The sequence below is a fragment of the Mycolicibacterium sarraceniae genome (assembly GCF_010731875.1).
Taxonomy (GTDB): domain Bacteria; phylum Actinomycetota; class Actinomycetes; order Mycobacteriales; family Mycobacteriaceae; genus Mycobacterium; species Mycobacterium sarraceniae.
This window is the reverse complement of record NZ_AP022595.1, coordinates 4219041-4231651: the sequence shown is the minus strand read 5'-3', so window position 1 is coordinate 4231651 and position 12611 is coordinate 4219041. Positions and strand designations below refer to the sequence as shown.

Annotated in this window: 9 protein-coding genes; all 9 read left to right on the top strand. The window is 66.4% G+C overall.

From position 1 onward, the window contains the following. The first annotated feature begins 53 nt into the window (after positions 1–53). The 9 genes from trpC to G6N13_RS21140 all read left to right on the top strand — a co-directional run bounded on the left by trpC (position 54) and on the right by G6N13_RS21140 (position 12591). Positions 54–872, top strand: coding sequence for an indole-3-glycerol phosphate synthase TrpC (gene trpC, locus G6N13_RS21180; protein WP_163700122.1), 819 nt, complete (start codon positions 54–56; stop codon positions 870–872). Between the two features lie 36 nt (positions 873–908). After that, positions 909–2147: a tryptophan synthase subunit beta gene (gene trpB, locus G6N13_RS21175; protein ID WP_407663777.1), complete on the top strand. Its 1239-nt coding sequence runs from the start codon at positions 909–911 to the stop codon at positions 2145–2147. After that, positions 2144–2956, top strand: a complete 813-nt coding sequence (gene trpA / locus G6N13_RS21170) for a tryptophan synthase subunit alpha (protein WP_163700118.1) — start codon at positions 2144–2146, stop codon at positions 2954–2956. Before trpB ends, trpA begins: the two co-directional genes overlap by 4 nt. Further along, positions 2953–4086, top strand: a complete 1134-nt coding sequence (gene lgt / locus G6N13_RS21165; protein ID WP_163700116.1) for a prolipoprotein diacylglyceryl transferase — start codon at positions 2953–2955, stop codon at positions 4084–4086. The genes trpA and lgt overlap by 4 nt, the downstream gene beginning before the upstream one ends. Before the next feature lie 48 nt (positions 4087–4134). After that, positions 4135–5589 (top strand): HNH endonuclease signature motif containing protein, encoded by a 1455-nt coding sequence (locus G6N13_RS21160; RefSeq protein WP_163700114.1) that lies wholly within the window; start codon positions 4135–4137, stop codon positions 5587–5589. A 30-nt stretch (positions 5590–5619) separates the two neighbouring features. Beyond that, positions 5620–6012 (top strand): NINE protein, encoded by a 393-nt coding sequence (locus tag G6N13_RS21155; protein ID WP_163700113.1) that lies wholly within the window; start codon positions 5620–5622, stop codon positions 6010–6012. Then, entirely contained in the window at positions 6002–6391 is a 390-nt protein-coding gene (locus tag G6N13_RS21150; protein ID WP_163700111.1) for a DUF2752 domain-containing protein, read from the top strand. Before G6N13_RS21155 ends, G6N13_RS21150 begins: the two co-directional genes overlap by 11 nt. 148 nt (positions 6392–6539) lie before the next feature. After that, positions 6540–11099 carry a glutamate synthase large subunit gene (gene gltB / locus G6N13_RS21145; RefSeq protein ID WP_163700109.1) on the top strand — a complete coding sequence of 1520 codons (4560 nt, stop codon included), beginning with the start codon at positions 6540–6542 and terminating at the stop codon, positions 11097–11099. After that, positions 11092–12591 carry a glutamate synthase subunit beta gene (locus G6N13_RS21140; protein ID WP_163700106.1) on the top strand — a complete coding sequence of 500 codons (1500 nt, stop codon included), beginning with the start codon at positions 11092–11094 and terminating at the stop codon, positions 12589–12591. The genes gltB and G6N13_RS21140 overlap by 8 nt, the downstream gene beginning before the upstream one ends. The last annotated feature ends 20 nt before the right edge of the window (positions 12592–12611 follow it).

Below are 12611 nucleotides of genomic sequence, written 5' to 3'. Positions count from 1 at the left end.
CCTTCCAAGGACAGAAGCGAGATCGTCAGAGTGCTAGAAGGGATTAGCTTCGCATGAGTTCGGCAACCGTGCTCGACTCCATCATCGAGGGAGTTCGCGAAGACGTTGCCGCCCGTGAGGCGATCGTTCCGCTGGCAGAGGTCAAGGCGGCCGCGCTGGCGGCGCCGGCGCCGTTGAACGTGCTGGCCGCCCTGCGCGCGCCGGGTATCGCCGTCATCGCCGAAGTCAAGCGCGCCAGCCCTTCCCGAGGCGAACTGGCCAGTATCGCCGATCCCGCCGAGCTGGCCCGCGCCTATGAGAGCGGCGGAGCCCGGGTGATCAGCGTGCTGACCGAACAGCGTCGCTTCAACGGCTCCCTGGCCGACCTCGACGCGGTACGTGCCGCCGTCCGAATCCCGTTGTTGCGCAAGGACTTTATTGTTCGGCCCTACCAAATTCACGAGGCCAGGGCCCATGGCGCGGATATGCTGCTGCTGATCGTGGCTGCGCTGGAGCAGCCGGCCCTGGAGTCGCTGCTCGAGCGCACCGAGTCACTGGGGATGACCGCGCTGGTGGAGGTCCACACCGAGGAAGAGGCCGACCGGGCCCTGCAGGCCGGCGCCAAGGTAATCGGTGTGAACGCCCGCAACCTCAAGACGTTGGAGGTCGACCGGGACTGCTTCGCGCGGATCGCGCCGGGGTTGCCGTCCGACACGATCCGGGTCGCCGAATCGGGGATTCGCGGCACCGGGGACCTGCTGGCCTACGCCGGCGCCGGGGCGGACGCCGTCCTGGTGGGTGAGGGATTGGTGACGAGTGGGGACCCGCGGAGCGCCGTCGCCGACCTGGTGACCGCCGGAGCCCATCCCTCCTGCCCGAAACCCGCTCGCTGAGTCGTGGCCGATACCTCCACCCCGAACGTGCCGCGCATGAGCGCGGCTGTCGCTGAACCGACGGCGCACGATCCCGATGCCCGCGGGCACTTCGGTGTCTATGGCGGTCGGTACGTGCCCGAGGCGCTGATGGCCGTGATCGAAGAGGTGACGGCCGCCTACGAAAAGGCCCGCACCGACCAAGAATTCCTCGACCGGCTGGACAACCTGCAGACCCACTACGCGGGACGCCCGTCGCCGCTCTACGAGGCGGTCCGCCTCAGCGAGCATCTCGGCGGGGCGCGGGTGTTCCTCAAGCGCGAAGACCTCAACCACACCGGATCGCACAAGATCAACAACGTGCTGGGGCAAGTGTTGCTGGCCAAGCAGATGGGCAAGACCCGCGTGATCGCCGAGACCGGGGCAGGCCAGCACGGTGTGGCGACTGCGACGGCCTGTGCGCTGCTCGGTTTGGAATGTGTGATCTACATGGGCGCTGTGGACACCGCGCGCCAGGCGCTCAATGTGGCCCGGATGCGTTTACTGGGTGCTGAGGTCGTCTCGGTGGAGTCCGGGTCCAAGACGCTGAAGGACGCGATCAACGACGCGTTCCGTGACTGGGTCACCAACGCTGACCGCACCTACTACTGCTTCGGCACCGCGGCCGGGCCCCATCCGTTTCCGACCATGGTGCGCGATTTCCAGCGGATCATCGGGCTCGAGGCGCGTGCCCAGATCTTGGCTCAGGCCGGACGGCTGCCCGATGCGGTGGCCGCGTGCGTGGGTGGCGGGTCCAACGCGATCGGCATCTTCCATCGGTTCATCGATGACCCAGCCGTGCGTTTGGTCGGCTTCGAGGCGGCGGGCGACGGCGTTGAAACCGGGAGGCACGCAGCAACTTTCACGGGTGGGTCGCCTGGGGCGTTTCAGGGCTCGTATTCGTATCTGCTGCAGGACGAGGACGGCCAGGCGGTCGAGTCGCATTCGATTTCGGCCGGCCTGGACTACCCGGGTGTCGGCCCTGAGCATGCGTTTCTCAAGGACCTCGGTCGCGCCGAGTATCAGCCGATCACCGACACCGAGGCTATGGACGCGTTCGGTCTGCTGTGCCGGCTGGAGGGCATCATCCCGGCCATCGAATCGGCACACGCGGTGGCGGGGGCGGTGAAACTGGCGGCCGAGCTGGGGCCGGGATCGATCATCCTGGTGAACCTGTCTGGCCGCGGCGATAAGGACGTGGAGACTGCGGCCAAGTGGTTCGGGCTGTTCGACCAGTCCGGCCCGGGAGTCTCATGACCGCTCAGCACAGTCAGTCGGGTCGGCTGGGGTCGATTTTTGCGGAGTGCCACGACGAGGGCCGCGCTGCGCTGATCGGCTACCTGCCGACCGGCTATCCCTCCGTCGACCTGTCGATCGAAGCGATGGTGGCGATGGTCGAATCCGGTTGCGACATCATCGAAGTCGGTGTTCCGTACTCCGATCCCGGGATGGACGGTCCGGTGATCGCCACCGCGACGGAGGCCGCGCTACAGGGCGGTGTTCGGGTTCGTGACACCCTGCGCGCGGTCGAGGCAATCAGTGCCGCGGGCGGCAATGCCGTCGTCATGACGTACTGGAATCTGGTGCTGCACTACGGGATTGAGGCGTGGTCCCGCGATCTCGCCGCGGCAGGGGGACTGGGCATGGTCACCCCGGACCTCATACCCGACGAGGCCGATGAGTGGATGGCGGCCGCCGAAGCGCACGACTTGGACCGAATCTTCCTGGTGGCGCCGTCGTCGACCGCGGAGCGACTGGCCAAGACCGTGGCGGCTTCGCGGGGGTTCGTCTACGCGGCCTCGACCATGGGTGTGACCGGTGCGCGGGACGTGGTGTCCAGCGCGGCACCGGAATTGGTGGGGCGGGTCAAGGAGATTTCGGAAATCCCGGTGGGAGTGGGACTGGGTGTGCGCTCGCGTGAGCAGGCCGCTGAGATTGCAGCGTTCGCAGAGGGTGTGATCGTGGGTTCGGCGCTAGTGTCGGCCCTGACGGACGGGTTGGCGGCGGTGCGGACGCTGACCGAAGAGCTGGCTGTGGGTGTGCGACAGAAGGTGCCTGCCTCGTGACGACAACCGTCTTGGCTTACTTCCCTAGTCCGGCACAGGGTGTCTGGCACTTGGGCCCGGTCCCGATTCGGGCCTACGCGCTGTGCATCATTGCGGGCATCATCGCCGCGTTGGTGATCGGCGATCGCCGATGGGCGGCACGCGGAGGCGAGCGCGGCGTCATCTACGACATCGCATTGTGGGCGGTGCCGTTCGGCCTGATCGGTGGCCGGCTCTATCACCTGATGACCGACTGGCGAACGTATTTTGCCGAGGGCGGCGCGGGTATAGGCGCGGCGGTGCGAATCTGGGACGGCGGCCTCGGTATCTGGGGCGCGGTTGCCCTTGGTGGTGTGGGCGCGTGGATTGCCTGCCGGCGCAGGGGGATTCCGCTGCCGGCGTTCGGTGACGCGATTGCGCCAGGCATCATCTTGGCGCAGGCGATCGGCCGGCTCGGTAACTACTTCAACCAGGAGCTGTACGGCCGCGAGACGACGCTGCCGTGGGGGCTGGAGATCTTCTATCGGCGCGACTCGTCCGGCATGGTCGACGTGCACTCCCTCGACGGGGTGTCGACGGGGCAGGTCGCCGTGGTGGTGCAGCCGACGTTCCTGTATGAGCTGTTGTGGAACCTGGCGGTGTTCTTCGTCTTGATCTACCTGGACCGGCGGTTCAAGCTCGGGCACGGCCGCCTGTTCGCCACGTATGTCGCGGCGTACTGCATCGGCCGGTTCTGGGTGGAGCTGTTGCGCGACGACACCGCCACGCATATCGCGGGTATTCGGGTGAACTCGTTTACGTCGGTGTTCGTGTTCATCGGTGCGATCGTCTACATCCTCCTTGCGCCCAAGGGCCGCGAGGATCCCGCGACGCTCGGTGGCAGGCAGCACGAGGGTTCTGGTCTCGAGGAGGAACTTGGATCGCCAGCCGAGAAGGTGGCCGAGGATCTGGTCGCAATTGCGACGGGCGGCGGCATTGCCGCAGCGGCGGCCGTGGCCGCCGAGCATGACTCCGAAGATGCCGCAGCCGTTGGCGACGTCGACGAGCCCGAGCCCGAGGCTGAACCCGAGCCCGCACCGCCGGCACAGCGCCGCGAGTTCCGCGCCGTCGTCCGCCGAGTCCTTTGGGGCGTCGAAGTTCATCGCGACTGAAACTGCAGAAACTAAAACTCGTCGTACCTCGATGGCATACTCGAACGCATGTTCGATCACTGGCCGGGTGAGTACACCGAGACACCGGAGACAGCCGAATCGGTGGGCTTGTTCGAGCGGTTGACGAGTATCTCACGGCTCGAGAATCGCGCGGCTGCGATTCGGTTGCGGCTGATCGCCGACATCTTCGAGGATCGCCGCGCCGCATTGGGTGAGCGTGAGGATTGGGCGGTCGATACCTGGCGCGCCGTCGGAGCTGAAGTGGCTGCGGCGCTGCGGGTGAGCCTGGGTATGGCCAACAGTTACATGAACTATGCGCTGGCGATGCTGCGCTTGCCCGCGGCCGCCGCGGTGTTCGAGGCCGGCGATATCGACTTCCTGACGTTCAAGACGATCGTGTACCGCACGCATCTGATCACTGACGCCGAGACGATGGCCGGGGTTGATGCTGAACTGGCTGCCGTGGTCGCTCGCTGGCCGTCGATGACCCCCAAGAAGCTGGCCACCGAGATCGACGGCGTGGTGGTTCAGCGTGATCCCGATGCGGTGCGGCGGATTCAGGAGCGCGGCAAGCAGTGCGACGTCACGTTCTGGGAGAACTCCGAGGGCTATGTGGAGATTACGGCGGTGCTGACGGTCGTTGACGGCGCGGCTGTGGAAAAGCGGATCAACACGATGGCGAAGTCGGTGTGCGACACCGATCCCCGCACAATGGGTCAACGGCGCTCGGCGGCGCTGGGCGCATTGGGCACCGGCGAGGAGCGGTTGGCCTGCCAGTGCGGTGAATCCGATTGCGTCGCAGCCACAAAGCCGACAGGCTCGGTCGTAATCCACGTCGTAGCTGACCAAGCGACACTCAACGGCACCAGTAACAAGCCGGCTTATGTCCTCGACACTGGGACGGTGATCTCGGCGGAGCTACTCGCTGAGCTGAAAGCGAAGGCGCGCCAGCGTCCGGTCGTCATTCCCGTCGATGACGCGTCGGAGTACGGCTATCACCCGTCGCGGGCGCTGGCCGATTTTGTCCGGTCCCGCGACCTCACATGCCGGGCTCCTGGCTGCGCTAAGCCGGCCAGGGTCTGCGATATCGACCACACAGTCCCGTGGCCCTATGGCGCGACGCACGCGTCCAACCTGAAACTTCTGTGCCGCGATCACCATATTTTGAAAACGTTCTGGGGCTGGAAGGACCAACAGCTGCAGGACGGCACGGTGATGTGGACGATTCCCGACGACGGTACCTACGTCACGACTCCCGGGAGCATCTTGCTGTTTCCCGCGTTGATGACACCGACGGGTCCGGCGGCGACGCCGCCGCCGCTGGACCACCGCTGCGGCGACCGGTCGGCGATGATGCCCAGGCGGCGGACCACCCGAAGGCAGAACCGCGCTCATGCGATCGCTGGTGAGCGGGCGCGCAACCGCGCCGACCGCACACCGCCGGCGCGCGCTGCGGCTGGTCCCGCTCCGCCCGCCTCGAACGACGACCCGCCACCCTTCTAGGTTTGGTCCCGCTCTGGCATGCTGTCTGGCATGACCGAGCCGCAGTTCGGAGGCACTGAGGGCGTACCGCCGCCACCCGGCCAATATCCGCCCCCGTCGAGTTACCCGATGCCGCCGCAGTATCCGGCAGCCGGGGGGTACGTCGATCCCTCGGCGCCATTCGGCCGCCATCCGATCACCGGTGAACCGCTCTCGGATAAGTCGAAGGTCGTCGCCGGTCTGCTGCAGCTGCTGGGACTCTTCGGTCTGGTCGGTATCGGCCGTCTCTACCTGGGCTACACCGGGCTGGGCATCGCCCAGCTGCTCGTCGGACTCGTCACATGCGGGATCGGCGCCGTTGTCTGGGGCATCGTCGACTCGGTCCTGATCCTCACCGATAAGGTGCGCGACCCGCAGAGCCGCCCCTTGCGCGATGGAACGTAGCACCGCCCTCTCGCTCGGTACGGGTGCCCTCGCGGTCGGCGCCCTGGCCTACGTCGGGGTGCTCGACCCACATCGGCCCGGTGCCCTGTTCCCGCCCTGCCCTTTCCATCTGCTCACCGGCTGGAATTGCCCCTTGTGCGGCGGTCTGCGCATGACCCACGACCTGCTGCACGGTGACGTGGGCGCTGCCGTCGTCGACAACGTCTTCGCATTGGTGGGTCTGCCGCTGCTGGCAATCTGGGTGATCTGGCGGATCAGGCGGGGAGAACGCGCCTTGTCGCCGCCGACGGTAGCGGTGATCGCGGTCCTGACCCTCACGTGGACGGTGGTCCGCAACTGGCCGGGCTTCCCGCTGGTGCCCACCTTAATCAGTCAGTAGTGATCCGCCTGCGCTGATACACTGGGCCTTCGAATCACCGGGCCGACGCAGTCCCAGCAACACACGTCAGACTGCGGCAAGGCGACAATCTCAGCGCATCGCGCACACCAGCTTTCCCGCCGCATGACCGAACGCGGAGGAGCCTGGAATGCTGTTCTCAGCACTTCCCGAAGCGCAGGGTCTTTACGACCCCCGGAACGAGTCCGACTCGTGCGGCGTCGCGATGGTGGCCGACATTCAGGGCCGCCGGTCGCACCAGATCGTCGCTGACGGTCTGACCGCACTGGAACACCTCGAGCACCGCGGTGCCGCCGGGGCCGAGCCGAACAGTGGTGACGGCGCGGGGATCCTGCTGCAGCTTCCGGTCGAATTGCTGCGGGCGGTCGCCGAATTCGACCTTCCCGCACCGACAGCTAACGGCTGCAACACTTTTGCCGCCGGGATCTGTTTCCTGCCACAGGACCCCGTCGAACGGCTCGCCGCCGTCGACCGGGTGCACGCCATCGCCGATGAGGAAGGTCTGGAGGTCCTTGGCTGGCGCACGGTTCCGGTGGACCCAGTGGGTGCCGAAGTCGGTGCGACAGCGCTTGGGTGTATGCCGCACATGTCGATGCTGTTCGTTGCCGGCCCGCAGCGACACGGCGCGCGCCCCGGCGGGATCGACCTCGATCGCCTGGTCTACCCGGTGCGCAAGCGCGCCGAACAAGGGGCCAGTCTGTACTTCCCGTCGCTGTCCAGCCGGACGCTGGCCTACAAGGGCATGCTCACCACGATGCAGCTGCCGCGGTACTTCGCAGACCTGCGTGATGAACGCTGCATGAGCGCAATCGCGATCGTCCACAGCCGCTTCTCCACCAACACCTTTCCGTCCTGGCCGCTGGCGCACCCGTTCCGCTTCGTGGCCCACAACGGAGAGATCAACACCGTGCGGGGTAACCGCAACCGCATGCACGCCCGGGAAGCCATGCTTGCCAGCGCCAAGATCCCCGGCGACCTGAGCCGGCTGTCGCCCATCTGCACCCCCGATGCGTCCGACTCGGCATCCTTCGACCAGGTGCTCGAGCTGCTGCACCTCGGCGGCCGCAGCCTGCCGCACGCCGTCATGATGATGATCCCGGAGGCTTGGGAGAACAACACGACTCTCGACCCGGCCCGTCGGGCGTTCTGCCAGTATCACGCCTCGCTCATGGAGCCGTGGGACGGCCCGGCCTGCGTGACATTCACCGACGGTACGGTTGTCGGAGCGGTATTGGACCGCAACGGATTACGGCCGGGTCGCTGGTGGCGCACGATCGACGACCGGGTCATCCTCGCCAGCGAGAGCGGCGTGCTGGACATCCCACCGGGCGAGGTCGTCGCCAAGGGCCGGTTGGAGCCGGGCAAGATGTTCTTGATCGACACCGCCGCCGGGCGCATCGTGTCCGACGACGAGATCAAGGATCAGCTGGCAGCCGAGCACCCGTACGGGGAATGGCTGCACGCCGGGCTGCTGGACCTCACCACCTTGCCGGCACGCACCCGCGTTTCGCCCAACCACGAATCGGTGGTCCGACGCCAAATCGCCTTCGGCTACACCGAAGAAGACCTGCGGATCATGCTCACACCGATGGCGGCGTCCGGCCAGGAGCCCCTCGGTTCGATGGGTACCGATACCCCGGTGGCCGTGCTCTCCCAGCGCCCCAGGCTGCTCTACGACTACTTCATCGAACTGTTCGCCCAGGTGACCAATCCGCCACTCGACGCCATCCGAGAGGAGATCGTCACATCGATGGCCCGGGTCATGGGCCCCGAGCAGAACCTGTTGGAGCCCACCGCCGCCTCCTGCCGCCAAATCCTGCTGCACTGGCCGGTTCTGGACAACGACGAGCTGAATCGCATCGTCCACATCAACGACGACGGTGAGCAGTCCGGCCTGAAAACTGCTGTCCTGCGCTCGCTCTACGAGGTCGAACGCGGCGGGGAAGGGCTCGCCGAGGCCATCGAGGAGCTTCGGCACCGGGCCAGTGAGGCGATCGCCAAAGGTGCCCGCACACTGGTGATCTCGGATCGCGACTCCGATCACACCCGGGCGCCGATCCCGTCGCTGCTGGCCGTCGCCGCCGTGCACCATCACCTGGTGCGCACCAAGCAGCGCACCATGGTCGCACTGGTGGTGGAAAGCGGTGATGCCCGCGAGGTCCACCACATCGCCCTGTTGATCGGCTACGGCGCGGCCGCGGTCAACCCCTACCTGGCCTTCGAATCGATCGAAGACCTCATCCGCGAGGGTGAGCTCACCGGAATCGACGCCGGCACGGCAGTGCGCAACTACCTCAAGGCGCTCGGCAAGGGCGTCATGAAGGTGATGAGCAAGATGGGAATCTCCACCGTCGGGTCCTACACGGCCGCACAGGCTTTCGAGGCAATCGGTCTGTCCAAGGACGTGGTCGACGAGTATCTGACGGGAACGGTCAGCCAGCTCGGCGGCGTCGGGCTGGACGTGCTCGCCGAGGAGGTCAAGCTGCGGCACCGCCGCGCCTACCCGGAGAACCCCACCGAGCGGGTGCACCGCCGGCTGGAGGTCGGCGGCGAATACCAGTTCCGCCGCGAGGGCGAGCTTCATCTGTTCACCCCGGAAACTGTGTTCCTGCTGCAGCATTCGACGAGGACCGGGCAGGGCGAAGTGTTCGCCAAGTATTCCGAAGAGGTCAACCGGCTATCCCGCGAGGGCGGCACTCTGCGCGGCCTGTTCGGTTTCAAGACGGGCCTGCGCCCGCCGATCCCACTGCACGAGGTGGAGTCCGTCGACGCCATCTGTGCTCGGTTCAACACCGGCGCCATGAGCTACGGCTCGATCTCGCAGGAAGCCCACGAGACCATGGCGATCGCCATGAACAACCTCGGCGGGCGCTCCAACAGCGGTGAGGGCGGCGAAGACGAAGACCGGCTGTACGACCCGCGCCGGCGCAGTGCGGTCAAACAGGTGGCCTCCGGCCGCTTCGGTGTCACCAGTGACTACCTGGTCAACGCAACCGACATCCAGATCAAGATGGCCCAGGGCGCCAAGCCCGGCGAGGGCGGGCAGCTGCCCGGATTCAAGGTGTATCCCAACATCGCCAAGACCCGGCACTCCACGCCGGGTGTCGGCCTGATCTCGCCGCCGCCGCACCACGATATCTACTCCATCGAAGATCTGGCCCAGCTGATCCACGACCTCAAGAACGCCAACGCGCAGGCCAGGATTCACGTCAAGCTGGTCAGCTCGGTCGGGGTCGGCACCGTCGCGGCCGGAGTGTCCAAGGCGCACGCCGACGTCGTGCTGATCTCCGGATACGACGGTGGTACCGGCGCGGCGCCGTTGACCAGCCTCAAACACGCCGGAGCGCCCTGGGAGATCGGTCTGGCCGACACCCAGCAGACGTTAGTACTCAACGGTCTTCGCGACCGCATCACCGTGCAGTGCGACGGCGGGTTGCGCACTGCACGTGACGTCATGGTCGCCGCCCTGCTCGGTGCCGAGGAGTTCGGCTTCTCCACCGCCCCCTTGATCGTGGCAGGGTGCATCATGATGCGGGTCTGTCACCTCGATACCTGCCCGGTCGGTGTCGCCACCCAGAACCCGGAATTGCGAGCACGATTCAACGGCAAGCCGGAGTTCGTCGAGAACTTCTTCCGGTTCATTGCTGAAGATGTCCGAACAATGCTGGCCGAGCTGGGGTTCCGCAGTATCGATGAAGCCGTCGGCCATGCCGAGGTGCTCGACACCGATGACGGTGTGGCGCATTGGAAGACCAAAGGCTTGGACCTGAGCCCGATCTTCGCCGTCCCCACCGACGCCCACGGTGGCCCGATATCCCAGCGGCGCAGGCTGCGCGATCAGGAGCACGGTCTCGAGCATGCACTCGACCAGACACTGATCGCCCTGGCCGAGGGAGCTCTCGAAGATGCCCACGCGGTGCGACTGGAACTGCCGGTGCGCAACGTGAACCGGACCGTGGGCACACTGCTGGGCTCGGAGGTCACCCGCCGTTACGGTGCGCAGGGTCTTCCCGAGGACACCATTCACATCACGCTGACCGGGTCGGCCGGCCAATCCCTTGGGGCTTTCCTGCCCCCGGGTATCACCCTGGATCTCATCGGTGATGCCAACGACTATGTCGGCAAGGGTCTTTCGGGCGGTCGGGTGATCGTGCGCCCGCCCGACGACGTGTTGTTCCTGCCGGAGGACAACGTGATCGCCGGCAACACCCTGTTGTACGGAGCCACGTCGGGGGAGGTGTTCCTGCGTGGCCGGGTGGGGGAGCGATTCGCCGCCCGTAACTCCGGTGCGCTGGCGGTGACCGAAGGCGTCGGTGATCACGCCTGCGAGTACATGACCGGCGGCCACATCGTGATACTGGGCCGCACCGGGCGAAATATGGCTGCGGGCATGTCCGGCGGTATCGCCTATGTGCTGGGCCTGAATCCGGCCAAGGTCAACACCGCGATGGTGGAGCTGCAGGCCCTGGACCCCGACGATCTGGAATGGTTGCATGACGTCGTGGCCCGCCACGTTCACCACACCGGCAGCACGCTGGCCAAATCGGTCCTCTCGGACTGGCCAAGGCGCAGCGCTCAATTCACCAAGATCATGCCCACCGACTATCAGAAGGTGCTTGAGGCCACCCGGATGGCCAAGGCCGAAGGGCGCGACGTGGACACTGCGATCATGGAGGCAACCCGTGGCTGATCCCACCGGATTCCTGAAGGTTCCGAAGGTCGAGGCCGCCAAGCGGACCGTCGATGAGCGGGTCGGCGACTGGCGTGAGGTCTACGAGCGGCAAGATCCCAAGGAACTTTCAGGGGAGGTGGCTCAACAGGCCCGCCGCTGCATGGACTGTGGAATCCCGTTCTGCCACTCCGGAACTGCTGGCTGCCCGCTGGGCAATTTGATCCCGGAATGGAACGACCTGGTGCGCCGCGGACGCTGGGATGCTGCCAGCGAACGTCTTCACGCCACCAACAACTTTCCTGAATTCACCGGCCGGTTGTGCCCGGCGCCGTGCGAGACGGCCTGCGTGCTGTCCATCGCCGAGGAACGGACCGGTGGCAGTGTGACGATCAAGCGGATCGAGAACACGATCGTCGACCAGGCCTGGCGCCTCGGCATTGTCGAGGCGCAGCCGGCCGCGATCGGCACCGGTAAGAGTGTCGCGGTGGTCGGTTCGGGGCCGGCGGGTTTGGCTGCGGCGCAACAGCTGACCCGCGCCGGGCATCATGTCACCGTCTACGAACGCGACGACCGGCTCGGTGGCCTGCTGCGCTACGGAATCCCCGAATACAAACTGGAGAAAGCCACCCTCAACCAGCGGCTGGCCCAGATGCGCGCCGAGGGAACCCGTTTCGTCACCGAATGCGAGGTCGGTGTCGACCTCTCGGTGGAGGAACTGCGCAACCGGTTCGACGCCATCGTACTGGCGGTCGGGGCCTTGCGCGGCCGCGACAATGAGGTTGAAGGGCGGCACCTCAACGGTGTTCACCTGGCGATGGAACACCTCGTCCCAGCCAACCGGGAGTGCGAGGGCGACGGACCCTCTGCCATCTCCGCCCAGGGCAAGCATGTGGTGATCATCGGTGGCGGCGACACCGGCGCCGACTGTCTGGGTACCGCGCACCGCCAGGGTGCGACGTCGGTGACCCAGCTCGACTACAACCCGCAACCGCCCGAGGCCCGTGACGACACGCTGTCACCGTGGCCCACCTGGCCGTTGGTATTGCGGAGCTCACCCGCGCACGCCGAGGGTGGCACCGTCCACTATCAGGTGGCCGTGCAGCGTTTCGTCGGTGACGACGCGGGCAACCTGCGCGCCATGCAGATCGCCGAAGTGAAGGTCGAACGGGTCGACGGCCGGCGGGTCATCACACCGGTCGGCGAAGCACTGGAAATCCCGTGCGATCTGGCCTTGCTGGCCATCGGCTTCGAAGGGGTCGAACATCTGGCGCTACTCGACGATCTCGGGATCACGCTCAGCCCGCGTGGCGCCATCAGCTGCGGCTCGGACTGGCAGACCGACGCACCGGGTGTGTTCGTGTGCGGTGACGCCCACCGTGGCGCTTCGCTGGTCGTGTGGGCGATCGCCGAGGGCCGTGCCGCCGCCCATGCGGTGGACGCGTATCTCATGGGTGAGTCCGACCTCCCGGCGCCGGTACGGCCCCACCAATTGCCGTTGGCTGTCGGCTGAGTGAATAGCCTGTCACCGCG